This window comes from Streptomyces sp. NPDC048825, from assembly GCF_043198355.1.
Classification (GTDB): Bacteria; Actinomycetota; Actinomycetes; order Streptomycetales; family Streptomycetaceae; genus Streptomyces; species Streptomyces xiangluensis.
The window spans coordinates 149790-173527 of sequence record NZ_JBICUR010000013.1 but is presented as its reverse complement, the minus strand read 5'-3'; the positions used below and the strand labels follow the sequence as shown (position 1 = coordinate 173527).

18 protein-coding genes are annotated in these 23738 nt (G+C 70.0%); 6 read left to right on the top strand and 12 right to left on the bottom strand.

The window, feature by feature from the left end; genetic code table 11:
* Positions 1-124 precede the first annotated feature (124 nt).
* The 3 genes from ACGFNK_RS29465 to bldG all read right to left on the bottom strand — a co-directional run bounded on the left by ACGFNK_RS29465 (position 125) and on the right by bldG (position 3777).
* A complete protein-coding gene (locus tag ACGFNK_RS29465; RefSeq protein ID WP_393420691.1) occupies positions 125-2530 on the bottom strand; it encodes a sodium-translocating pyrophosphatase in 2406 nt (801 codons plus the stop codon).
* Positions 2531-2851: 321 nt separating this feature from the next.
* Positions 2852-3292 carry an ATP-binding protein gene (locus ACGFNK_RS29460; protein WP_393420689.1) on the bottom strand — a complete coding sequence of 147 codons (441 nt, stop codon included), beginning with the start codon at positions 3290-3292 and terminating at the stop codon, positions 2852-2854.
* A 143-nt stretch (positions 3293-3435) separates the two neighbouring features.
* On the bottom strand, positions 3436-3777 hold the full coding sequence (bldG, locus tag ACGFNK_RS29455) for an anti-sigma factor antagonist BldG (protein ID WP_003975386.1): 342 nt from the start codon (positions 3775-3777) through the stop codon (positions 3436-3438).
* 80 nt (positions 3778-3857) lie between these two features.
* On the opposite strand from bldG, the gene ACGFNK_RS29450 reads away from it, so the two are divergent.
* Positions 3858-6365 (top strand): DEAD/DEAH box helicase, encoded by a 2508-nt coding sequence (locus ACGFNK_RS29450; protein ID WP_393420687.1) that lies wholly within the window; start codon positions 3858-3860, stop codon positions 6363-6365.
* Positions 6366-6568: 203 nt separating this feature from the next.
* Here the strand turns inward: ACGFNK_RS29450 and ACGFNK_RS29445 are convergent, their stop codons facing one another.
* From ACGFNK_RS29445 to ssd, 7 genes are all read right to left on the bottom strand, one after another.
* Positions 6569-6940, bottom strand: coding sequence for an Rv3654c family TadE-like protein (locus ACGFNK_RS29445; protein ID WP_393420685.1), 372 nt, complete (start codon positions 6938-6940; stop codon positions 6569-6571).
* A 77-nt stretch (positions 6941-7017) separates the two neighbouring features.
* The gene (locus ACGFNK_RS29440) at positions 7018-7428 is read right to left on the bottom strand and encodes a TadE family type IV pilus minor pilin (protein ID WP_393420683.1); all 411 of its coding nucleotides are present in this window, start codon (positions 7426-7428) and stop codon (positions 7018-7020) included.
* Entirely contained in the window at positions 7415-7675 is a 261-nt protein-coding gene (locus tag ACGFNK_RS29435; protein WP_393420681.1) for a DUF4244 domain-containing protein, read from the bottom strand. Before ACGFNK_RS29435 ends, ACGFNK_RS29440 begins: the two co-directional genes overlap by 14 nt.
* Positions 7676-7783: 108 nt before the next feature.
* Positions 7784-8557, bottom strand: coding sequence for a type II secretion system F family protein (locus ACGFNK_RS29430; protein ID WP_393420679.1), 774 nt, complete (start codon positions 8555-8557; stop codon positions 7784-7786).
* Positions 8554-9408: a type II secretion system F family protein gene (locus ACGFNK_RS29425; RefSeq protein ID WP_393420869.1), complete on the bottom strand. Its 855-nt coding sequence runs from the start codon at positions 9406-9408 to the stop codon at positions 8554-8556. The genes ACGFNK_RS29430 and ACGFNK_RS29425 overlap by 4 nt, the downstream gene beginning before the upstream one ends.
* 32 nt (positions 9409-9440) lie before the next feature.
* Positions 9441-10643 (bottom strand): TadA family conjugal transfer-associated ATPase, encoded by a 1203-nt coding sequence (locus tag ACGFNK_RS29420; protein ID WP_393420867.1) that lies wholly within the window; start codon positions 10641-10643, stop codon positions 9441-9443.
* A 371-nt stretch (positions 10644-11014) separates the two neighbouring features.
* Entirely contained in the window at positions 11015-12118 is a 1104-nt protein-coding gene (gene ssd, locus ACGFNK_RS29415) for a septum site-determining protein Ssd (RefSeq protein ID WP_393420677.1), read from the bottom strand.
* Positions 12119-12689: 571 nt separating this feature from the next.
* Here ssd and ACGFNK_RS29410 point away from each other — a divergent pair.
* Positions 12690-13514 carry an HAD family hydrolase gene (locus tag ACGFNK_RS29410; protein ID WP_386347316.1) on the top strand — a complete coding sequence of 275 codons (825 nt, stop codon included), beginning with the start codon at positions 12690-12692 and terminating at the stop codon, positions 13512-13514.
* A 426-nt stretch (positions 13515-13940) separates the two neighbouring features.
* Here the strand turns inward: ACGFNK_RS29410 and ACGFNK_RS29405 are convergent, their stop codons facing one another.
* Positions 13941-14765, bottom strand: a complete 825-nt coding sequence (locus ACGFNK_RS29405) for an oxidoreductase (protein ID WP_393420675.1) — start codon at positions 14763-14765, stop codon at positions 13941-13943.
* 101 nt (positions 14766-14866) lie between these two features.
* Between ACGFNK_RS29405 and ACGFNK_RS29400 the strand changes: the two genes are divergently transcribed.
* Positions 14867-15847, top strand: a complete 981-nt coding sequence (locus ACGFNK_RS29400) for an ATP-binding protein (RefSeq protein WP_393420673.1) — start codon at positions 14867-14869, stop codon at positions 15845-15847.
* 24 nt (positions 15848-15871) lie between these two features.
* Here the strand turns inward: ACGFNK_RS29400 and ACGFNK_RS29395 are convergent, their stop codons facing one another.
* On the bottom strand, positions 15872-17158 hold the full coding sequence (locus tag ACGFNK_RS29395) for a hypothetical protein (RefSeq protein WP_393420671.1): 1287 nt from the start codon (positions 17156-17158) through the stop codon (positions 15872-15874).
* Between the two features lie 293 nt (positions 17159-17451).
* On the opposite strand from ACGFNK_RS29395, the gene ACGFNK_RS29390 reads away from it, so the two are divergent.
* From ACGFNK_RS29390 to nhaA, 3 genes are all read left to right on the top strand, one after another.
* Positions 17452-19869: a bifunctional SulP family inorganic anion transporter/carbonic anhydrase gene (locus ACGFNK_RS29390; RefSeq protein ID WP_393420669.1), complete on the top strand. Its 2418-nt coding sequence runs from the start codon at positions 17452-17454 to the stop codon at positions 19867-19869.
* A gap of 174 nt (positions 19870-20043) precedes the next feature.
* Positions 20044-22041, top strand: a complete 1998-nt coding sequence (acs, locus tag ACGFNK_RS29385; protein ID WP_393420865.1) for an acetate--CoA ligase — start codon at positions 20044-20046, stop codon at positions 22039-22041.
* 204 nt (positions 22042-22245) lie between these two features.
* Positions 22246-23649, top strand: a complete 1404-nt coding sequence (nhaA, locus tag ACGFNK_RS29380) for a Na+/H+ antiporter NhaA (protein WP_393420667.1) — start codon at positions 22246-22248, stop codon at positions 23647-23649.
* Positions 23650-23738 lie beyond the last annotated feature (89 nt).

Genomic DNA, 23738 nt, shown 5'->3' with positions numbered 1-23738 from the left:
AGAGAAGGCTCACGAACCCGGCGTGAAAACCCGAGAGCGGGCGGACAGCGCGTCAAGACGCGCCGCCCGCCCGCTCGTTGAGCGGAACCTGACCAGCCGTAAGGCCAAGCCGTGGAGCAATCGCCTAGGAAACCACCGCCGCATCCTCCGACTTGGAGACCGGTTCGGAGTTGTCTTCGTCACCTACGGCGATACCGCGCCGTTTGGACACGTACACCGCGCCCACGATCACGGCGATCGAGAGCACCGCGATGAGGACGCGCATGCCCACGCTCTTGTCCTCGCCGTAGCTGAATTCGACCACCGCGGGCGCGATGAGCAGCGCCACCAGGTTCATCACCTTCAGCAGGGGGTTGATCGCGGGTCCCGCGGTGTCCTTGAAGGGGTCGCCGACCGTGTCGCCGATCACCGTCGCGGCATGAGCCTCGCTGCCCTTGCCCCCGTGGTGACCGTCCTCGACGAGCTTCTTCGCGTTGTCCCAGGCGCCGCCGGAGTTGGCGAGGAAGACCGCCATCAGCGTGCCCGTGCCGATCGCGCCCGCGAGGAACGAGCCGAGCGCACCGACCCCGAGCGTGAAACCGATCGCGATCGGCGTCAGTACCGCGAGCAGGCCTGGTGTGGCCAGTTCGCGCAGCGCGTCCTTGGTGCAGATGTCGACGACGCGCCCGTACTCGGGCTTCTCGGTGTAGTCCATGATCCCGGGATGCTCACGGAACTGCCGCCGCACCTCGTAGACCACGGCCCCGGCGGACCGCGACACCGCGTTGATCGCCAGCCCCGAGAAGAGGAAGACGACCGCGGCGCCCGCGATGAGCCCGACCAGGTTGTTGGGCTGTGAGATGTCCATCATCAGGTTCATCGGAGCGCCCTCGCCGCTGACCCGCTCGCCCACTTCGTTCGCGGCTGTGAGGATCGCGTCGCGGTACGAGCCGAAGAGCGCCGAAGCCGCGAGTACGGCCGTGGCGATGGCGATGCCCTTGGTGATGGCCTTCGTGGTGTTGCCCACCGCGTCCAGGTCGGTGAGCACCTGGGCGCCCGAGCCCGTGACGTCGCCGGACATCTCGGCGATGCCCTGCGCGTTGTCGGAGACCGGCCCGAAGGTGTCCATGGCGACGATGACGCCGACCGTGGTGAGCAGTCCGGTACCGGCCAGCGCGACGGCGAAGAGCGCCAGCATGATCGACGTACCGCCGAGCAGGAACGCCCCGTACACGCCGAGCCCGATCAGCAGGGCGGTGTAGACGGCCGATTCGAGACCGACGGAGATACCGGCGAGGACGACGGTGGCCGGGCCGGTCAGCGAGGTCTTGCCGATGTCCCGTACGGGACGGCGGGTCGTCTCGGTGAAGTAGCCCGTCAGCTGCTGGATCAGCGCGGCCAGCACAATGCCGATCGCGACAGCGACGAGCGCGAGGATCCGCGGATCGCCGCCGTTGTCCAGGATGGCCGTGTCCGTGACGCCGTCCAGATCGGCGTACGAGGACGGCAGGTAGATGAAGACGGCCGCGGCCACCAGCGCCAGCGAGATCACCGCGGAGATGAAGAAGCCGCGGTTGATGGCGCTCATTCCGCTGCGGTCGGCCCGGCGCGGTGCCACCGCGAAGATGCCGATCATCGCGGTGATCACGCCGATCGCGGGCACGATCAGCGGGAACGCGAGCCCTGAATCGCCGAACGCCGCCTTGCCGAGGATCAGCGCGGCGACGAGCGTGACGGCGTACGACTCGAAGAGGTCGGCGGCCATACCGGCGCAGTCGCCGACGTTGTCGCCCACGTTGTCGGCGATGGTCGCAGCATTGCGCGGATCGTCCTCCGGAATGCCCTGCTCGACCTTGCCGACCAGGTCGGCGCCGACGTCGGCGGCCTTGGTGAAGATGCCGCCGCCGACACGCATGAACATCGCGATCAGCGCGGCGCCGAGACCGAAGCCCTCCAGGACCTTCGGCGCATCGGCCGCGTACACCAGCACCACACAGGAGGCGCCCAGCAGACCGAGTCCCACCGTGAACATGCCGACTACGCCGCCCGTGCGAAAAGCGATCTTCATGGCTTTGTGCGAGACGGCGGTGAGATCCTTTTCGGGTTCACCTTCCGCCGGGGTCGCTTCCCGTGCCGCGGCGGCCACGCGGACATTGCTGCGTACGGCGAGCCACATGCCGATATAGCCGGTGGTCGCCGAGAACGCCGCGCCGATCAAGAAGAAGACCGATCGTCCGGCGCGCTGATTCCAGTCGTCCGCGGGCAGCAGCATGAGCAGGAAGAACACCACGATGGCGAATACGCCGAGCGTGCGCATCTGCCGTCCCAGGTAGGCATTCGCGCCCTCCTGAATCGCCACCGCGATCTTCTTCATGCTGTCGGTGCCCTCGCCGGCCGCGAGGACCTGGCGGACCAAGATCCCGGCGACGACAAGCGCCGCAAGGGCGACGGCCGCGATGACCATCACGATGAGGCGGTTGTCGTCGGTCAGTACTGCGGCTGCGAAGGTTGTGGGCTGGTCAAACTGATGAGGGGTAGAAAGCCCCGCCATTCGTCCTCCTTGACGCCTGTGCTGAGCTCAAGATGTGGACGGATTGTAGGTACCGGAACCTGATCAAAACAGTGCGCGGTAAGCGGAATCGGCCTTCACATGCTCTTCAGTAAATGATCCACGGACCAGCATGGAACCCGAAAGTGGTAATGCCCCAAAAGCATTGACGCTTGATCCGTTGACGCGCGAGAGGCAGTAAACCCGATCATAAGGCTGTTCGTGAATTCATTCACGATAACGCGCGCGCAATCCACGTGCACGAGCGCGCACGAGAAAGGGCCCCGCTGAGCAGGGCCCTTTCCGTACTGCGTGGGTGAGGGGTCAGGGAACGAGCGTGGCCGGCGGCGTGGTGGGCCAGCTCATCCTGATCAGGCCGCCGTTCTCACCGGCGGTGACCTCCACGTCGTCGACGAGGCCGCTGATGACCGCGAGGCCCATCTCGTCCTCCTCGGTCTCCGCGTCCGGCTCGTCGGCTCCGCCCTGGACTCCCGGCACGTCGCCGGGAGCCGTATGCGGCGCCTCGTCGCCGACCTCGATGGAGAACTGCTTCTCCTCCTCGATCAGCAGCACCCGCACCGGCGCCGAAATGCCGCCGCTCTGGTGCAGTCCGACGGCCCGCGTACAGGCTTCGCCAACGGCGAGCCTGACCTCGTCGAGGACGGCCTCGTCCACTCCGGACCTGCGCGCCACCGCTGCCGCCACCAGTCGGGCGGTCCTGACGTGCTCGGGCAGCGCGCTGAAGCGGAGTTCAACGGTGGCCATGCATCCCCCTCGGGACTACGGGCGTGCTGTCAGGGGGCCGGGCCGCCGAAGCCCGAACCCCCCTCGTTGACTTTCTTCCGTCCCGGACCCAGGCCCGGAACCGGCCTTCGGCCAAGGGCCGCTCGGTCGCGACCGAGGACCGCTCAGTCTGTGGCCGCTACCGCTTCCTCGACCGAGGTGTGGATGGGGAACACCTTGGTGAGACCGGTGATGCGGAAGATCTTCAGAATGCGCTCCTGGTTGCAGACCAGTCGCAGCGAGCCCTCATGGGCACGCACCCGCTTCAGGCCGCCTACCAGCACGCCGAGTCCGGTGGAGTCGAGGAAGTCCACGCCCTCCATGTCGACGACAAGATGAAAACTGCCGTCGTTCACCAGCTCGACCAGCTGCTCGCGCAGCTTGGGCGCGGTATATACATCGATTTCGCCACCGACTTCGACGACCGTACGATCGCCGACGGTACGTGTCGACAGGGACAGGTCCACGGATCCTCCAGCACCTTGCTATCGAGCGGTCGCCCCTCGGGACACCTCGGCGGCGCCCCCGGGACTGTTCGCCAGCCGCGATGGCATTCAATCACTTACCGGCAGGCGTGCACGACGCCTTAGGCCCATTGTCCGTCACGCCAGTGACACACTCGATGCCGATGGCCAAGAATCCCAGGTCCGATCGACCCTCGACGGACACCGCTTCCCGACCCGCTCCGGGCACGGTTCTCGACCGGCTCGCCTCGGGGCCGAGCCGGGCTTCGCGCATCACTCATACGGAGCACTTGCCCGCACGTGAGGGCCGCCATGCCGTCTGGCCCGACCGGATCCGCTCCGAGGTGATCGCGGCGGTGCAGGCAGCGGGCATCGAGCACCCCTGGGCCCACCAGGCACAAGCCGCCGAGCATGCCCTGGACGGCGAATCAGTGATCGTCGCCACAGGAACCGCCTCGGGCAAGTCGCTGGCGTACCTCGCACCTGTGCTGTCGTGTCTGCTCGACGGCTCCGAAGCCGCCAACGGCCGCGGTGCGACCTCCCTCTACCTCGCTCCGACCAAGGCGCTCGCGGCGGATCAGTGCCGAGCCGTGAAGGAAATTTCACATCCTCTGGGCAACGCGGTGCGTCCCGCCGTCTACGACGGGGACACTCCCGTCGAGGAACGCGAGTGGGTGCGCCAGTACGCCAACTACGTCCTGACCAACCCCGACATGCTGCACCGCGGGATACTGCCCTCACACCCCCGCTGGTCCTCCTTCCTGCGCGCCCTGCGCTATGTCGTCATCGACGAGTGCCACACCTACCGCGGCGTCTTCGGCTCACACGTCGCCCAGGTACTGCGCCGGCTGCGCCGCCTGTGCGCGCGGTACGGCTCCTCGCCCGTCTTCCTCCTCGCCTCCGCGACCGCCGCCGAACCGTCGGTGGCCGCTCGCCGTCTGACCGGCCTCCCGGTCGTCGAGGTCGCGGACGACGCCTCACCGCGCGGCGAACTGGTGTTCGCCCTGTGGGAACCTCCGCTCACCGAACTCCACGGCGAGAAGGGCGCCCCCGTCCGCCGTACCGCCACCGCCGAGACCGCCGACCTCCTCACCGACCTGACCGTGCAGGGCGTCCGCTCAGTCGCCTTCGTACGCTCCCGCCGCGGCGCCGAGCTGATCTCGGTGATCGCCCAGGAACGGCTCGCCGAGGTCGACCGCTCCTTGGCCCGGCGCGTGGCCGCGTACCGCGGCGGCTACCTCCCCGAGGAACGCCGCGCCCTCGAGCAGGCCCTCCACTCCGGCGAACTCCTCGGCCTCGCCGCCACCACCGCCCTCGAACTCGGCGTCGACGTCTCGGGACTGGACGCCGTGATCATCGCGGGCTACCCCGGCACGAGGGCCTCACTGTGGCAGCAGGCAGGCCGCGCGGGACGCTCCGGGCAGGGCTCCCTCGCGGTCCTGGTGGCCCGCGACGACCCACTGGACACCTTCCTCGTCCACCACCCGGAGGCCCTGTTCGACCAGCCTGTGGAGTCCACCGTCCTCGACCCCGACAATCCGTACGTCCTCGCTCCCCACCTGTGCGCCGCCGCCGCCGAACTGCCTTTGACGGACGAGGACCTGCCGCTCTTCGGCCCGGCCGCCGCCGATCTGCTTCCGCAGCTGGAGACCGCGAAGCTGCTGCGCCGCCGCACGAAGGCATGGCACTGGACGCGCCGGGAACGAGCCGCCGACCTCACGGACATCCGCGGCGGGGGCGGCAGTCCCGTACAGGTCGTCGAGGCCGGTTCAGGGCGGCTACTGGGCACGGTCGACGCCGGCGCCGCGCACACCAGCGTCCACGACGGGGCGGTCCACCTCCACCAGGGCCGTACGTACCTGGTGAAGGAACTGGACCTCGAGGACTCGGTCGCCCTGGTCGAGGAGGCCAACCCGTCGTATTCGACGGTCGCCCGCGACACCACGGCCATCTCCGTCCTGGAAACGGACATCGAAGTCCCCTGGGGCGAGGGCCGGTTGTGCTACGGCTCCGTCGAGGTCACCAACCAAGTCGTCTCCTTCCTGCGTCGTCGGGTCATCACCGGCGAAGTACTCGGCGAGACGAAACTCGACCTCCCTCCTCGTACGCTCCGCACCCGCGCCGTGTGGTGGACGGTCACCGAAGACCAGCTCGACGCCGCCCGTGTGACCCCGGAGATCCTCGGCGGCGCCCTGCACGCCGCCGAGCACGCTTCGATCGGCATGCTCCCGCTGTTCGCCACCTGCGACCGCTGGGACATCGGCGGCGTCTCCATCCCCCTGCACCCGGACACCCTCCTCCCGACGGTCTTCGTGTACGACGGCCACCCCGGCGGGGCGGGCTTCGCCGAGCGCGCCTTCCACACGGCTCGCGAGTGGCTCACGGCCACCCGCCAGGCCATCGCCTCCTGCGAGTGCGAGGCCGGCTGCCCGTCCTGTATCCAGTCCCCCAAGTGCGGCAACGGCAACGACCCACTGCACAAGCGAGGGGCAGTGCGATTGCTGACGGTCCTGCTGCAGGGGGCGCCCGAGGGACGAGAGGCTGGGGCCGCCTCGACGGCAGGTGCCGGGGGTGAGGGGGCGGAGGAGTAGCTCGGCCAGAGCGCCGGCCCTGCCGCCGGCCCAAGCGGGGCGCGCCTGAGCCGACGGCCGGAAGCGGAGTTATGGCGTCACCTCCGGTGCGGAGCCGGCCTCACTCCCGGGTGCAGGGTGCACTCTTCCCGAGCTCCGTGCGAGGCCGACCTCCGGTTCCAAGCCGGCGAGCCGGGCGCCACACGCCGGGTCCCTCCACGGGTTCACCCCCTCTCCGGCTCCGCTGCTTCGCCCGCGGGGTGAGGCGGCGCCATCACCCCCTCAGGCTCCGCCGGAGGCTTCGGCCCCGCCGGTCCAGCCCGAGACCTGACTTCCGCGGCGAATGGCCCCCGCCCCGCCGCGACCCTGACGTCCGAGATCTCGCCGTAGACGGCGCACCGCACGATGCGGGTGCCCTGGGCCCGCGCCACCCGGTCAGCCTGGGCGCAGGCCGCCGTACCGCCCTCCATCCAGTGGTCCGCAGCAGCGAGTGCCGCCAAGTCGGCGGCACCGCCCGCGTGGTGACGGGTCATCACCGCTTGGCTCATCGCGAGGATGGCGCCGAAGAAGACGCACAGCACCGCGATGACGCCCACCGCCGAAATGGTCGCCGAACCCCGGTCCGAGGAGAACGCTCTCCGGCGCGAACCCCACCATCGCTCGCTCCACCTCGTCATCCGCCCGCCCCCACCGTCTCCTCGGCCAGGGCGACGGCCTCGTGCTCCAGGTCGAGCGCCAGCGCGTCGGGACCCGGAGGCTTCGCCGTGACTCGCACGCGCACCAGGTCGCCCTCGCGCCGAACCGTGACCTGCGCCCCGTCCGGCGCCGTCTGCCGGGCCACCGTCGTCACCGTGCCCGGCGGGTCCTGGCGGGCCGCCGCACGTGCCCCCGCGCGGGCCGCGTCCACGCATTGGATCTGCGCGGACACGGCCATCAGGGCCCAGACCAGTGCCGACGTGAACGCGATCAGCACGGGCAGCACCACGGCCGCCTCCGCCGTCACGAACCCTCGGTCGCCGGCCAGACGCGGGACCCGACCCCGGCCTCGTGCCGGGCGGGAAGCCCGCTCCTCAGAACTGGCCATTGAGCGCTCGCTCCACGATGTCCTGCAGAGCCCCCTTGACCTGCCCACTGGTCAGCACCTCGTAGAGCAGCGCGGCGAACCCCACCGCCGCGATCAGCCCCATCGCGTACTCGGAGGTCACCATTCCGGCATCCCTCCGCGTCGCCGAAGTCCTCCGTACCGCCCAGGCCGTAGGCACCTCCCACGCCCTGCCCACCAGCGACTGCACCCGGCCGGCCCGCACTCGTACCCGCATTGCCTTGCTCATTCGAACCCCCGTGTAGATCCGCTCTGTCGAGTCGTTCGACTCATTCACTTCGTCCAGCTCAGCCGGACCTGTTCCGTTCATCGCTCGCCCTTCACCACGCCTCGCCCGTCATCCACCACCTCCCAACACCCCGCCCGCGAGCCCGATCACCACAGGCAGCACCCCGATCGCGATGAACGCGGGCAAGAAGCACAGCCCCACAGGTGCGGTGACCATGACGGCCGCCCGCCGCGCACGAGTGGTGGCGGTACGTCCCCACTCCGCGCGGGCCTCCGCGGCAAGGCGCCCGACAGGACTCGCCGCCGGTACGCCCGACTCGCCCGCCCGCTCCAGCAGCCGGGCCAGTGCCCGGGCGCCGGGCAGCGCGGCCAGCCCCCGCCATGCCTCGGCCGGTTCACCGCCGAGCCGCACCTCGGCCGCGCCCCGCGCGAGCCGTTCTCCCACGGGCCCCTCCAGCGCCTCCCCCACGGCCTGGGCCGCCGCTACAGGACTGGCGCCCGCCACGATGCAGGCCGCCAACAGATCCGCAGCCAGGGGCAGTTGCCGCTCGGCCAGTCCCGAGTCGGACTCCTCCGCCGGAGTCGGCCTGCGCTGCCACCGCCTCACCCCGAACCCGGCCACGAGCCCCACGACGATCCCGGGAACGCCGCCGACGAACACCCAGCAGGCGCTGACGGCGCCCACCATCGGCAGCCACTTCCGCATCGGGGCCCGTACGTCGAAGCGTCGTCCGGTCGGCGCCGGTTCCACGGCCAGCACCGCTCCCAGGCGCCTGCGCACCCTCCGCTCCCGCCGCGCCGCCCCCAGGACCCACGCGAGCGACCACAGCCCCGCCAGCAGGCACAGGGCCACCCCCAGCCTGTGGACAGCCTCCGGGCTCATCCCGCCTCCGCCTGCCGTACGATCCGCAGCGCCCACCACAGCCCGGCGCCCTCCAACGCCCCGCCGACCAGCAGACAGCCGAGGCCCGCTCCGGTGTGCAGCACGACGTGCAGCGGATCGGCGCCGAGCGCGGTGCCGAGGAGCAGACCCAGCAGGGGCAAACCGGCGAGCAGAACCGCCGTCGACCGTGCCCCCGCCAACTGGGCGCGCAGATCGGCCCGTTGGTCCCGCTCCGCGCGAAGTGCCGCCTCCAGCCGGTCGAGCCCGGCCGCGAGTCCGGCACCCCGGTCCACGGCGACCCGCCAGCACGCGGCGAGCCCCAGCAGTCCCTCGGCGCCCGGCCGGCGTGCCGCATCGGTGAGCGCGGCGGGCACATCCCCGCCGAACCGCGCCGCCGCCAGCACCACCGCCTGCGCATCGCCGAGCCCGCCCGAGTCACGAGCGGCCCGCAGCAGCGCCTCGCCCGGCTGCCGCCCGGCGCGCACCTCCCCCGCGAGCGTCCCGCACAACGCGATCACCGCATCGGCCCACCGCTCCCGGGTGCGCCGCGCCTGACCGGCCCGTCGAGCCCGCCTCACCAGCGGCACCCCGAGCGCGCCCACGACAAGCGGCACCACGGAAGCCCCCAGCAGAGCAACGACCACCCCGGCGACCAGCGACCACCACTCGCCCCGAAGCCGATGCAGTCGCCGTAGCCACTCCACGGCCGGCGCGACCCGCTCCCGCGCCCTTCGCTCCCGCGTCGGCGGTCCGGTCCCTGCCACCCCGCCACCCGCATACAGCAGTTGAGCCCGCCGAGCGCCTGGCCCTTGGCCGCACATCAACCAGGCCGCCGCTCCGGCACACACCATCGCCGCACCCACCGATACCTCACCGACCCCCGTCACAAGCCCTCACTCCTCTCACCGAGCAGCCCCCGCAGCCGCTCCCACCCCCGCTCATAGGCGAAGGCCTCAGCGCCCCAGCGCAGCGCCGGCACCGTCACAACGAGCCCCGCCGGGTCCCGCTCCAGAACATGCACTTCGGCGATCCGCCGCCGCCCAGCCCGGTCGCGTGCAAGATGGAGCACCACCGAAAGGGCGGCCGCCACCTGGCTGTGCAGGGCGGCCCGGTCGAGCCCCGCCGCCGTGCCCAGCGCCTCCAGGCGGGCGGGCACCAATGACGCGGCGTTCGCGTGGACGGTGCCACCGCCGTTGTGGCCGGTGTTCAACGCGGCCAGCAGATGTACGACTTCGGGCCCGCGCACCTCGCCGACGACCAAACGGTCCGGCCGCATCCGCAGGGCCTGGCGCACCAGGTCCTGGAGCGTGACCTGTCCGGCGCCCTCCTGATTTGCGGGTCGGGATTCGAGGCGTACGACATGGGGATGGTCAGGGCGAAGCTCCGCCGAGTCCTCGGCGAGCACGATCCGCTCACCCGGTCCGATGAGCCCCAGCAGGGCACTCAAGAGCGTTGTCTTGCCGCTGCCCGTACCGCCGCTGATCAGGAACGACAGCCGGGCATCGAGCAGTGCCCTGAGTACCCGGTCGCCGCCCGGGGGTACGGTCCCCGCGGCCACCAGTTCGTCGAGGGTGAACGCCCGCGGCCGTACGACCCGCAACGACAGGCACGCCGAGCCGACCGCGACCGGTGGCAGCACGGCATGCAGACGCGTACCGTCCGGAAGCCGGGCGTCGACCCACGGGTGCGCGTCGTCGAGCCGCCGCCCGGCCACGGCCGCGAGGCGCTGCGCGAGCCGTCGTACGGCCGCCGCGTCCGCAAAGGAGACGGCCGTCAGCTCCAGACCGCCGCCCCGGTCCACCCACACCCGGTCGGGCGCCGAGACCAGCACATCGGTCACCGAGGGATCGGCGAGCAGCGGCTCCAGCGGACCGGTTCCGACCAGCTCGGAGCGCAATCGCTCGGCCGCACCGAGCACTTCGGCGTCCCCCAGCACCCGCCCCTGGTCCCGCAACGCCTGCGCCACCCGCGCCGGAGTCGGCTCGGCCCCGCTCTCGGCCAGCCACTGCCGCACCCCGTCCAACAGCTCTTCATCCGCAGGCCAGTTCGCGTCAGCCTGCCCGCCCCGGCTCGCGTCCACCGGCAATCCCACGCCCGCACGTCCACCGACCGGCCCCGCAATAGCAGGCCTCCGCACTCCTGCTCGCCCGCCGGCCGGCCCCGTATCCACAGACCAGCCCACGCCCGTACGACGACCCGCCGACCTCGCGTTCGCGGGCAAACGCACACCCGCAGGCTCACCGACCGGCCCCGCAACCACAGACGGCCCAACTCCCGCTCGCCCGCTGGTCGCCCCCGCATGCGCAGGCCAGTTCACGCCGGTACGACCATCCGTCGGCCTCGCGCCCGCAGACGAATCCACACCCGCACGCCCGCCCAACGCCCCAGCATCCACAGGCAACCCCGCAACACCCGTACGTCCACCGAGCCCTTCGCCACGCAGGCGCGTGCCCCCGCTCATACGCCCCCTCCCGCCATCGCGGCCCGCTCCCAGAACGCCGAGCAGAAGCGGGCAAGCGGCCCCCGTGCGTCGGCTCCGGGCGGAGCACCGCGTTCCTGGGCCACCGGCAGTCCCACTTCCACGGGGACTTCGCCCGCCAGGGGCAGCCCGAGGAGTCGGGCCACCTCCTTGTCGTCCAGGCCTGGCGCGTACGGCCCTCGTACCGCGACCCGCAGATCGCGCAGGACCATGCCGACCACGGACGCCACCCGCCCTGCCGCCGCGACGGCGCGCAGTTCGGCGGGGACCACGAGGAGTCCGAGGTCCAGCTGGGCGAGAACCTCTGCGACTCCTTCGTCGATCCGGCGCGGCAGGTCCACGACCACCGTGCCGCCTCGTCGTCGGGCCGCGGCCAGCACAGCGCGTACGGCCTCGGGGGCGATGACGACACAGTCGCCGCGATCCCAGCTGAGGACGCGCAAGGCGTGCAGCTCGGGCAGCGACTCCTCCAGAGCGCCGCCGCCGACCCGGCCGCGCGAGCCGGCGAAGGCCGGCCAGCGCAGGCCCTCAGCTGTCTCGCCGCCGAGGAGTACGTCGAGTCCGCCGCCCAGCGGATCCGCGTCCACGAGCAGGGTGCGCCGCCCCTCGCGCGCCGAGGTGACCGCGAGCGCGCAGGCGAGCGTGGACGAACCGGCCCCGCCGCGGCCGCCGATCACGCCGACGGTGAGCGCGGGCGGGCCGACTCCTTCGGCCACATCGGCGATCCGGTCGACCAGCCATTGTTCGCCATCGGGCAGCAACAGGACATGGTCGGCGCCGATCTCCACGGCCCGCTGCCACACCCCCGAGTCGTCCTGATCCCGCCCTACCAGCACCACTCCGCGCCTGCGCACGGCCCCGCGCACCCGACGCGCGGCATCATCGCCGACCAGCACCAAGGGCGCCGTCTCCCATCCGCCTCCGCGCTCCGGCACCCCATGGTGGACCTCTGGCCTGGCGCCCGCCGCGGCGCACAGCCGCAGCAGGTCGTCCAGCAGTTCCACATCCTCCGTGACGATCAACGGCTTGCCCTGCCGCCCTTCGGCGGCCGACGGCCGGTCGTGTGTGATGGCTCCAGCCACGATCTCCATCCCCCTTCGCTGCTTCCTCGCGAAGCCCCCGCGGCCCCGTGAATCCCGCCCGCGCACAAGAACCGGCAACCGGTCCTCCATATGAACCGCCGATACGAACCGGCCATAGCCGCCGGACAAACCGAACCGGCCATGAACTCGCACCCGGCGGCACGCGCTGGAATCACGGTGCAGCGATCCCGGAAATCGTGTGGATCTTGCTCGATAACTGTGGACGACTCGATGGTTGTGAATATCGCGTTCACCCAAACCGCTGACCGTGCAGGACTTCCACAGAGCAGCGCAACGACTACGTACGGTGACGGATTATGCGTACACGCGAAGAAGCACCGAAGCCCGCACAACGGGCCCGGTGCTCAGCGAGGGAAGAGAGAAAACCCACCCGGACATGCGACGACCCCCGCCGGGGGGGAGAGCGGGGGTCGTCCCCACGGCCGACTCGGGGGGGGAGGAGCCGGACCGGGTTAGCACGGTCGCGAACGATCCGTGACTTCCATGGTGTACCCGAGAGCCTTCTCAGGCAAACCCATGCGCCTCACCTTACGCCGAATGGTGGGCGCCTATGCTCAGGCTCGTGGAAAACCACTCCTTGCCCCGCACAGCGGCCTTCTTTGATCTGGACAAGACGGTCATTGCGAAGTCGAGCACGCTCACGTTCAGCAAGTCGTTCTACCAAGGTGGACTGATCAACCGCCGGGCTGTGTTGCGTACCGCATATGCCCAGTTTGTCTTCCTCGCGGGCGGCGCCGACCACGATCAGATGGAGCGGATGCGCGAGTATCTGTCCGCGCTGTGCCGCGGCTGGAACGTCCAGCACGTCAAGGAGATCGTCGCTGAGACGCTGCACGACCTGATCGACCCGATCATCTACGACGAGGCGGCGTCACTCATCGAGGAGCACCACCTGGCCGGCCGCGATGTCGTGATCGTCTCCACCTCCGGGACGGAGGTCGTCGAGCCGATCGGTGAACTGCTCGGCGCGGACCGGGTGGTGGCGACCCGCATGGTCGTGGGCGACGACGGCTGCTTCACGGGCGATGTGGAGTACTACGCGTACGGCCCGACGAAAGCCGAGGCGATCAAGGAGCTGGCCGCGTCCGAGGGGTATGACCTCTCGCGCTGCTATGCCTACAGCGACTCGGCGACCGACATCCCGATGCTCGAAGCCGTCGGCCACCCCCATGCCGTCAATCCCGACCGTGCGCTGCGCCGCGAGGCCACCACGCGCGCCTGGCCCATACTCGACTTCCACCATCCGGTGCGGCTGAAGCAGCGGCTGTCCGTGCCGCCCCGCCCGGCCCTGGTCGCCGCGGCGGCGATAGGTGCGGCGGCGGCCACCGCGGGCCTGGTCTGGTACGCGAGCCGGCGCCGTTCAGTGGTGGGCTGAGCCTCCCGAATGACCCGTGACGATACGGGTGACCGATTCACTCCTTTTTGAACCCAAAAGTAAAGAAGCGCAGCAAGGGCTTCCGCTTCCTCCAGTCCTGGAGTACAAAGAAGTTAACGGCCCGCGAGACCAAGGATCATCCGAAAGGATCACCTTTAACCGCAACCAAGGCCCCACGGACCGAGCATGAACACTGGGCACCCACGCGACGTCGACCCGTCGATTACGGGCCAGCCGCACCAGGCCACGGGCAAAGTTCCCGACCTGATGGGCAATATTTCGAGGACGCTTGGTAACCCGGGTGAACATGCCAGCGGCGGTACGAACCCTCGTACCGCCGCAACCCTGTTCAGGGAGTTTTTCGCCCTCCCAAGAGGCCCATTTTCGAGCCCGGAGCGCAGAAGCCCCGCGCCGTGAGGCCGGACGTCACGCCGCCCCTCGCTGCAGCGCCTCGCACACCGCCGTCGACTCCCGCGCGCCCAGCTCAACCGCCTTGCCACAGTGGGCGATCCAGGTCTCCATGCCCTCCGGGGTGCCGGAGACGTATCCCTCGAAGGCCGCCAGATAGGCCGCGCGGCCCTGTTCCGCCTGGCCGACCTCGGCCGGACAGACGGACTTCGGGTCGAGGCCGCTGCCGACCAGGACGATGCGTTCGGCCGCGCGCGCGACCAGGCCGTTGTGGGAGACGAAGGGGCGCAGAGCGAGCAGTTCGCCGTGCACCACGGCGGCAGTCACCAGGGCGGGGGCGGAGCTGCCCGCGATGATCAACTGCGCGAGACCGTCGAGACGACCCTCGACCTCGGCCGCGTCGGGCAGCGGCAGTTCGACCAGCGGCTCGTCGACGGGTTCGCCGTCCTGCCGCGGCCGACCGACCTCGTCCCCCTTGTCCGCGGCCGCCACCAAGTGCAGCCGCGCCAGCACCCGAAGGGGTGACTGCCGCCAGATGGACAGGAGTTGACCAGCCTCGGCGGTCAACCGGAGGGCCGCGCCAACCACTCTGGCCTCGTCGTCACCGCTGAAGTCGGTGCGCCGGCGCACCTCCTCGAGGGCCCAGTCGGCACCGGACAGCGCGGCGGAGCCTCGCGCACCGCGCAGCGCGGCCTCGGAGGTGATCTCGTTGCTGCGGCGCCGCATGATGCGATGCCCGTACACCCGGTCCACAGCCTTGCGCACTGACTCCACGCTTTCCGCGACGCCGGGCAGCGAGCCCAGGGTCGCGAGCGGGTCGGCGTTCGCACCTGTCGTACTCATGAGTACGACCCTACGCACCACTGTGACCATCCCCACGAAGGAGTGGTCTTCTTCACGTTTGGCGACGACCGAACGTGGTTCGACCACTAGGCTTACTGAACATGAAAATTGCTTTCGTTGGGAAGGGCGGCAGTGGCAAGACCACCCTGTCCTCGCTCTTCATCCGTCACCTCGCGACCACGGGATCGCCGGTCGTCGCGGTCGACGCCGACATCAACCAGCACCTCGGGCCCGCGCTCGGACTCGACGAGGCAGACGCCGCCGCACTGCCCGCGATGGGCGACCGGCTTCCGCTGATCAAGGATTACCTGCGCGGTTCCAACCCGCGTATCGCCTCCGCCGAGACGATGATCAAGACGACTCCGCCCGGCGAGGGCTCCCGGCTGCTGCGGGTGGTCGAGAACAACCCGGTCTACGACGCCTGTGCGCGAGCCGTGGAACTCGACGGCGGCGCCGTCCGTTTGATGGTCACCGGCCCGTTCACCGAGGCCGATTTGGGAGTGGCCTGCTACCACTCCAAGACCGGTGCAGTGGAGCTCTGCCTGAATCATCTCGTCGACGGCCAGAGCGAGTACGTCGTCGTCGACATGACGGCGGGCTCGGACTCCTTCGCGTCCGGCATGTTCACCCGCTTCGACATCACGTTCCTCGTCGCCGAGCCGACCCGGAAGGGGGTCTCCGTCTACCGCCAGTACAAGGAGTACGCGCGCGACTTCGGCGTCACCCTGAAGGTCGTCGGCAACAAGGTGCAGGGCCAGGACGACATCGACTTCCTCCGCGCCGAAGTCGGTGACGACCTCCTGGTGACGGTCGGGCACTCGGACTGGGTGCGCGCCATGGAGAAGGGCCGCCCGCCCCGCTTCGAGCACCTGGAGGACGCCAACCGCCGCGCGCTTCAGGCACTTCAGTCCGCGGTGGACGCCACGTACGAGCTGCGCGACTGGGAGCACTACACGCGTCAGATGGTGCACTTCCACCTGAAGAACGCACAGTCCTGGGGCAACGAGCGGACGGGTGCCGACCTGGCCGCCCAGGTCGACCCCGCCTTCGTACTGCGTGAGGCCGAGACCGCCACGGCGTGACGGCTCACGTCGGCCGACCGGGCGCTACGGCTTGGCTGCCGTGGCGCCCGGGACGCCCTTCGAGACGGGGGCGGGCTGTGCTGATCGAGCGGTGAGGAACGACGTCCAGCCCTGCTCCGGGGCCTGCCCGACATTGAGCGTACGGAACTTGGCCAGGGTCCTCGGATCCTGGGCGTCGAGCCAGTCGGCGAGTTGCCGGAAGGAGACGCAGCGCACCTCACTCCGGGTGCAGACGCGCTCGATGGTCTCCTCGACGGCGCGCATATAGGTGCCGCCGTTCCAGGACTCGAAGTGGTTGCCGATGATCAGGGGCGCGCGGTTGCCGTGGTACGCGCGGTCGAAGCCCCTCAGCAGGCCGTCACGCATCTGGTCGCCCCAGTACGCGTGCTTGGCCGGGTCGCCCTGGGACGTGGTGCCCGACTGGTTGACCATGAAGTTGTAGTCCATGGCGAGCGTCTCGAAGGCGCGTCCTGGTACCGGCACGAGCTGCATCGACAGGTCCCACAGGCCCTGCTTCTTCTTGGGCCAGACCTGGTCGTTGACGCCGCTGGTGTCGTAGCGGAACCCCATCTCGCTGGCCGCGTGCAAGAAGTTCTGCCGGCCCTCCAGGCATGGCGTGCGGGCGCCGATCAGTTCCTTTTCGTAGTCGAAGGGCAGCGGGGAGGCCTGCTGTGCGCCCGTGTTGGTCTTCCAGGACTTCACGAACGCCTTGGCCTGGGTGGTCTCGCTCTTCCAGTCCTCGACCGACCACTCACCGACGCCGCCGCTGCCGCAGAAGTGCCCGTTGAAGTGGGTACCGATCTCATTGCCCTCGAGCCAGGCGCCACGCAGCTGCGCCACCGTGTCCCGGACGCCCCGCTCGTCATTGAAACCGATGTCGGAGCGGCCGGCTGAGCGCCCCGGCGGGCGATAGAGGTCGCGCTTCTCGTCCGGCAGCATGTACACACCGCTCAGGAAGTACGTCATCGTGGCCTTGTTGTCCCGGGCCACCTCGCGGAAGTGGGAGAACAGCTTCTGGCTGTCCTCGCCCGCGCCGTCCCATGAGAACACCACGAACTGCGGCGGTTTCTGACCGGGCCTCAGCCGCTCGGGACGCGGCAGATGCGGCTGCGCGCCGGTGAAGGCGGTGGAGCCGTCGCCGATCAGCCGGAGCGCGCTCTTGGGCGCCTGGGCGCCCCCCGCGCCGCCTTTGGACGCTCGGGCGCCCGCTGTCTTCTTCGCGCCGGCGTCGCCGGTCGTACAACCCGCGAGCGCTGCCGCGCAGACCGCGGTGACCGTGACGCCCATGGCGATTCTCTGGGTGGCACCCATCATCCGCCCACCTACTTCCTTCAGATCCGGGAAAACCCGGGCGAACACCGACAGCGCCGCCAAGGTCGCACGGAGATCGGAAGGAATTAGTGCGACAAGCCGATGAATGTACTCATTAACTCGCCAGAGTGAATCAATAGCCCATTTGCTCTAGTTTCCCCCACGAGGCCTTTACTCTCCATTACCATTCATTTACTGAGAGTTGAAAAATCCCGCCGCTGTCACGCCGTGACCCACGGCCGCACCCAGAAGCCCTTTTGCGACCGCGTAGCCCCGGAGGAGACGGGAACCCCATGTCTACTTGCACCACCACCCGAAGCGACGACTCTTCGCATCTGCCCGACGAGGGGCGGCCTCACAGCCCGCCCTCGCCCCGCCGCCGCGGTCCCCGGATCGCGGTCGCCGACCTGTCCGCCTCGATCGCCGTTTTCCTGATCGCCCTGCCGCTGTCCCTCGGCATCGCCCTGGCGACCGGGGCGCCCTTGCAGGCGGGCCTCGTCGCCGCCGCGGCCGGCGGGCTCCTGGCGGGCCGGCTCGGCGGCGCACCACTCCAGGTGAGCGGGCCCGCTGCCGGACTCACGGTGGTAACCGCCGACCTCATCCAGCAGTACGGCTGGCGTACGACCTGCGCCATCACCGTACTCGCCGGGCTCACCCAACTCGGCCTGGGCTTCCTGCGGGTGGCGCGCTCGGCGCTCGCCGTGAGCCCCGCGATCGTGCATGGCATGCTCGCCGGCATCGGCATCACCATCGCCGTCGCCCAGTTGCACATCGTGCTCGGCGGCTCACCGCACAGCTCCGTCGTGGACAACGTCCGCGAGCTGCCCGCCCAGTTGGCCGAGCCGCATCTGGCGGCGCTGTCGACGAGCGCCCTGACGCTGGCCGTACTACTGCTGTGGCCGCGCGTTCCCGGGCGGGCGGGCCGAGTTGTCCGTACGGTACCGGCGGCGCTCGCCGCGGTCGCGGTGGCCACGGCCGCAGCAGCGGTCGCCGGGCTGCGGCTGCCCCGGGTCGACCTGCCCTCCTGGAGCAGCCACACCCTCGCCGGGTTGCCGGAAGGGCCCGTACTGGGCATCGCCGCGGCCGTGCTGACCGTCGCACTGGTCGGCAGCGTGGAGTCGCTGCTCTCCGCGGTGGCCGTGGACAAGCTGGCCGCCGCCCGCAAGGAGGGGCCGCGCATCCCGCGCGCGGACCTCGACCGGGAGCTGCGGGGCCAGGGCTCGGCGAACATCGTCTCCGGGGCGCTGGGCGGGCTGCCCGTCACGGGCGTCGCGGTGCGCAGCGCGGCCAACGTCCAGACGGGCGCCGTGAGCCGCAACTCCACGATGCTGCACGGCCTGTGGATCGTGGTCGCCGCACTGCTGCTGGTGCCCGTACTGGACCTCATCCCGCTCGCCGCGCTCGCCGCGCTGGTGGCAGCGGTCGGCGTACAGATGGTGTCGCTCACCCACATTCGCACCGTCACCCGCCACCGCGAGATCCCGGTGTACGCGGCCACGACGGCGGGCGTGGTGTTGTTCGGCGTCCTCGAAGGCGTGGGGATCGGCGTCGCCATGGCGGTGGCCGTCGCGCTGCACCGGCTGACCCGTACGCGCATCACCCACGAGGAGGACCAGGACGGCGTCCACCATGTTCGCGTACGCGGGCAGTTGACGTTTCTCGCCGTGCCGCGGCTCAGCCGGGCGCTGCATCTGGTGCCCCAAGGGGCCGATGCGGTCGTGGAGTTGGACGGTTCGTTCATGGACCACGCGGCGTACGAGTCACTGCATGACTGGCAGAGTTCGCACACCGCGCAGGGCGGGTCGGTGGAGCTGACCGGGCGGGGAGGCACGCGGATCACCGAACCCGCGGGCGCCGCCCAGTGCCACTGCCGGCCCTGGACGCCCTGGCGCAACCACCAGTGCGAGCAGCCGTCACGGACCGCGCCGTCGGACGGGGGCGCCGGCGAACTGGCCAGTGGCATCAGCGCGTTCCAGCGCAACACCGCTCCCCTGGTGCGCGGCGAGCTGGCCCGGCTCGCACGGGAGGGGCAGCGGCCCTCGCAGCTCTTCCTGACCTGCGCCGACTCCCGGCTGGTCACCTCGATGATCACCTCCAGCGGCCCCGGCGACCTCTTCGTCGTACGCAATGTCGGCAATCTCGTGCCGCCGCCCGGCGAGGAGAGCGGTGACGACTCGGTGGCGGCCGCGATCGAGTATGCGGTGGAGGTGCTGAAGGTGAGATCCATCACCGTGTGCGGGCACTCCGGCTGCGGGGCGATGCAGGCGCTGCTGCACACCGAACCCACCGGTGCGCGGACGCCGTTGAAGCGGTGGCTGCGGCATGGGCTGCCGAGCCTGGAGGAGATGGCCGCGAAGGACCGGCCGCGGGTGCGGATCGCCGGACGGGCGCCCGCCGACGCCGTCGAGCAGCTCTGCCTGACCAACGTGGTGCAGCAGTTGGAGCATCTGCAGGCCCACGAGTCCGTGGCACGAGCTCTGCGGGAGGGCGCGCTCGAACTGCACGGGATGTACTTCCACGTGGGCGAGGCCCAGGCGTATCTGCTGACGGACGCGCCCGACAACCAGCAGGCAGCCGACAGCCGACCGGTGCCCGGCGACCGTTCCGAAGCCGAGCCTGAATCCCAGTCCGGCGGCAAGGTCTTCGACCGGGTCGAGGCGAGAGCGCTGTACGAAGTCGGGGCCTCGACCCACCCCGCAAACAGCCCTTGACCGCCCGCAAACGCCCCATCCCGACCAGGCTCCCCCACCTGGGAGCCTGAACCGCAAGGCTCCCCCGTCCGTGAGAACGTGTGGCCCCCCGTGCGCGGGGGCCACCACTGCCCCCAACAGGTCTAAACCAATTTCGGCGACGGCCCTTGTCACCAGGGGTCCGCGTCTGATGAGCTGGCCTGGGACACAACGGACACCCTGGGAAAGGGAGATGTCGTGAGCAACGAAAGCCTGGCCAACCTGCTTCGTGAGGAGCGCAGGTTCGCGCCGCCCGCCGACCTGGCCGCGAACGCCAACGTCACTGCGGAGGCGTACGAGCAGGCCAAGGCTGACCGGCTCGGTTTCTGGGCCGAGCAGGCGCGCCGGCTGACCTGGGCCACCGAGCCGACCGAGACGCTGGACTGGTCGAATCCGCCCTTTGCCAAATGGTTCGCGGACGGAAAGCTGAACGTCGCGTACAACTGCGTCGACCGCCATGTGGAGGCCGGGCACGGTGACCGGGTCGCGATCCACTTCGAGGGCGAGCCCGGCGACAGCAAGGCCATCACCTACGCCGAGCTGAAGGACGAGGTCTCCAGGGCCGCCAACGCCCTTACGGAGATCGGAGTCGAGAAGGGCGACCGGGTCGCCATCTACCTGCCGATGATTCCCGAAGCCGTCGTCGCGATGCTGGCCTGCGCCCGCATCGGCGCCGCCCACTCGGTCGTCTTCGGCGGCTTCTCGGCCGACGCCATCGCCACCCGTATCGAGGACGCCAGCGCGAAGCTGGTCATCACCGCGGACGGTGGCTACCGCCGCGGCAAGCCCTCCGCGCTCAAGCCGGCCGTCGACGAGGCGGTCGCCCGGGTCGACGGCGTCGACAAGGTGCTGGTCGTGCGCCGTACGGGCCAGGAGGTCGACTGGACCGAGGGCCGCGACATCTGGTGGCACGAGATCACCCAGAAGCAGCCGGCGGAGCACACGCCCGAGGCGTTCGACGCCGAGCAGCCGCTGTTCATCCTCTACACCTCGGGGACGACGGGTAAGCCCAAGGGCATCCTGCACACCTCCGGCGGCTACCTCACGCAGACCGCGTACACCCACCACGCCGTCTTCGACCTCAAGCCGGAGAGCGACGTCTACTGGTGCACGGCCGACATCGGGTGGGTGACGGGCCACTCCTACATCACGTACGGACCGCTGGCGAACGGCGCGACGCAGGTGATGTACGAGGGCACGCCGGACACCCCGCACCAGGGGCGGTTCTGGGAGATCGTGCAGAAGTACGGCGTGACGATCCTGTACACCGCGCCCACCGTGATCCGCATGTTCATGAAGTGGGGCGACGACATCCCCGCGAAGTTCGACCTGTCCAGCCTTCGCGTGCTGGGGTCGGTGGGCGAACCGATCAACCCCGAGGCGTGGATCTGGTACCGCAAGCACATCGGCGCCGACAAGTGCCCGGTCGTGGACACCTGGTGGCAGACCGAGACCGGCTCGATGATGATCTCGCCGCTCCCGGGTGTGACGGAGGCCAAGCCCGGCTCCGCGCAGCGCCCGCTGCCCGGCATCTCCGCGACGGTCGTCGACGACGAGGCGAACGAAGTGCCGGACGGAGGCGGCGGCTATCTCGTCCTCACCGAGCCGTGGCCGTCGATGCTGCGCACCATCTGGGGCGATGACCAGCGGTTTCTCGACACTTACTGGTCGCGGTTCGAGGGCAGGTACTTCGCCGGTGACGGCGCCAAGAAGGACGAGGACGGCGACATCTGGCTGCTCGGCCGGGTCGACGATGTGATGCTCGTCTCCGGGCACAACATCTCCACCACCGAGGTCGAGTCGGCGCTCGTCTCGCACCCCTCTGTCGCCGAGGCGGCGGTCGTGGGCGCGGCGGACGAGACCACCGGCCAGGCGATCGTGGCCTTCGTGATCCTGCGCGGCTCGGCCGCGGAGACCGCGGACCTGGTGGGCGACCTGCGCAGCCATGTCAGCAAGGCCCTCGGCCCGATCGCCAAGCCCAAGCGGATCCTGCCGGTGGCCGAGCTGCCCAAGACCCGCTCGGGCAAGATCATGCGCCGTCTGCTGCGCGACGTCGCCGAGAACCGCGAGCTCGGTGATGTCACCACGCTCACCGACTCCACGGTGATGGACCTGATCCAGACGAAGCTCCCGTCGGCGGCCAGCGAGGACTGACGGTCGTACGGACAAAGACAGTCACAGTCGTACGTACGGCCTGAGCGTCGTCCGTACGACGAGAAGGGCACCCGGCAGCGCGCCGGGTGCCCTTCTTACGTAAGCTAAGGAAAGCGTCAACAACGCGACAACAAACCTGAGGTGCGCCGGGAAGTCTGGTCGGCATGTGCTCTGCCCTGCCTACCGACCGGAGGTCCGAACCACGTGCCCGCTCCCACCACCGCCACCAAAGGCCGCAAGGTCCTCGGACGGCTCTCGCTCCCCGAGCGGAACTTCGTCGCGGACGCCCTGCGCACCGAAACCCTCGGCGGAGTGCTCCTGCTCCTCGCCGCGATCGCCGCGCTGGTCTGGGCGAACTCCGGCGTGAAGGAGAGTTACGAGTCCGTCCGCGACTTCCATCTCGGGCCCGCTTCGCTCGGACTCGACCTCTCCGTCGGGCACTGGGCCGCCGACGGACTGCTCGCGGTCTTCTTCTTCGTCGCCGGTATCGAGCTCAAGCGCGAGCTGGTCGCCGGCGATCTCAAGGACCCCAGGGCCGCCGTACTCCCGGTCGTCGCCGCGCTCTGCGGCATGGCCGTGCCCGCGCTCGTCTACACGCTGGTCGGCGTCACCGGCGGGGGCTCGCTCGCCGGCTGGGCCGTGCCGACCGCGACCGACATCGCCTTCGCGCTCGCCGTCCTCGCCGTCATCGGTACGTCCCTGCCGAGCGCCCTGCGCGCCTTTCTGCTCACCCTCGCGGTCGTCGACGACCTCTTCGCGATCCTGATCATCGCGGTGTTCTTCACCGACGACCTGGACTTCGCGGCCCTCGGCGGCGCCGTCGTCGGCCTCGCCGTCTTCTGGCTGCTGCTCAGGAAGGGCGTACGCGGCTGGTATGTGTACGTCCCACTCGCCCTGGTCATCTGGGGGCTGATGTACAACAGCGGCATCCACGCCACCATCGCCGGTGTCGCGCTGGGCCTGATGCTGCGCTGCACGACCCATGAGGACGAGGCTCACTCCCCCGGCGAGCACATCGAGCATCTCGTACGCCCCTTGTCGGCGGGTCTCGCCGTGCCGCTGTTCGCGCTGTTCAGCGCGGGGGTCGCGGTGTCGGGCGACGCGATCGGGGAGGTGTTCACGCGGCCGGAGACGCTGGGTGTCGTGCTCGGACTGGTCGTCGGCAAGGCGGTCGGCATCTTCGGCGGTACATGGCTGGCGGCCCGCTTCACCCGGGCGGAACTCTCCGAGGACCTGGCCTGGCCGGACGTCTTCGCGGTGGCCTCCCTCGCGGGCATCGGCTTCACTGTCTCGCTGCTCATCGGGGAGCTCGCCTTCGAGGGCGACGAGGTGCTCACCGATGAGGTCAAGGCCGCCGTCCTGACAGGCTCCCTGATCGCGGCCGTTCTCGCGAGCGTCCTGCTGAAGGTACGGAACGCCAAGTACCGCAAGCTGTGCGAGGCCGAGGAACTGGACGAGGACCTCGACGGCATCCCCGACATCTACGAGCAGGACAACCCGGAGTACCACCTGCGGATGGCCGACATCTACGAGCGGAAGGCCGCCGAACATCGCAGGCTTGCCGAAGTCACGGCCGGGGCAAGCGAGGAGAACAACGGTCCGGCATGATCTGACACACACGCAAAACGCCTCAAGTGCCGAAGAGCGCAAGAGCCCAGGGGCCGAGAGGCCCAAGAGAACGCACCAAGAGAACGCAC

Coding starts and splice junctions, on each gene's coding strand:
- ACGFNK_RS29390 (WP_393420669.1), top strand. CDS start 17,452: ATGTCTACTTGCACCACCACCCGAAGCGACGACTCTTCGCATCTGCCC.
- ACGFNK_RS29410 (WP_386347316.1), top strand. CDS start 12,690: ATGCTCAGGCTCGTGGAAAACCACTCCTTGCCCCGCACAGCGGCCTTC.
- ACGFNK_RS29395 (WP_393420671.1), bottom strand. CDS start 17,158: ATGGGTGCCACCCAGAGAATCGCCATGGGCGTCACGGTCACCGCGGTC.
- ACGFNK_RS29465 (WP_393420691.1), bottom strand. CDS start 2,530: ATGGCGGGGCTTTCTACCCCTCATCAGTTTGACCAGCCCACAACCTTC.
- ACGFNK_RS29430 (WP_393420679.1), bottom strand. CDS start 8,557: ATGAGCCCGGAGGCTGTCCACAGGCTGGGGGTGGCCCTGTGCCTGCTG.
- ACGFNK_RS29440 (WP_393420683.1), bottom strand. CDS start 7,428: ATGGCCAGTTCTGAGGAGCGGGCTTCCCGCCCGGCACGAGGCCGGGGT.
- ACGFNK_RS29435 (WP_393420681.1), bottom strand. CDS start 7,675: ATGAGCAAGGCAATGCGGGTACGAGTGCGGGCCGGCCGGGTGCAGTCG.
- ACGFNK_RS29450 (WP_393420687.1), top strand. CDS start 3,858: ATGGCATTCAATCACTTACCGGCAGGCGTGCACGACGCCTTAGGCCCA.
- ACGFNK_RS29400 (WP_393420673.1), top strand. CDS start 14,867: ATGAAAATTGCTTTCGTTGGGAAGGGCGGCAGTGGCAAGACCACCCTG.
- ACGFNK_RS29460 (WP_393420689.1), bottom strand. CDS start 3,292: ATGGCCACCGTTGAACTCCGCTTCAGCGCGCTGCCCGAGCACGTCAGG.
- ACGFNK_RS29405 (WP_393420675.1), bottom strand. CDS start 14,765: ATGAGTACGACAGGTGCGAACGCCGACCCGCTCGCGACCCTGGGCTCG.
- ACGFNK_RS29425 (WP_393420869.1), bottom strand. CDS start 9,408: ATGGTGTGTGCCGGAGCGGCGGCCTGGTTGATGTGCGGCCAAGGGCCA.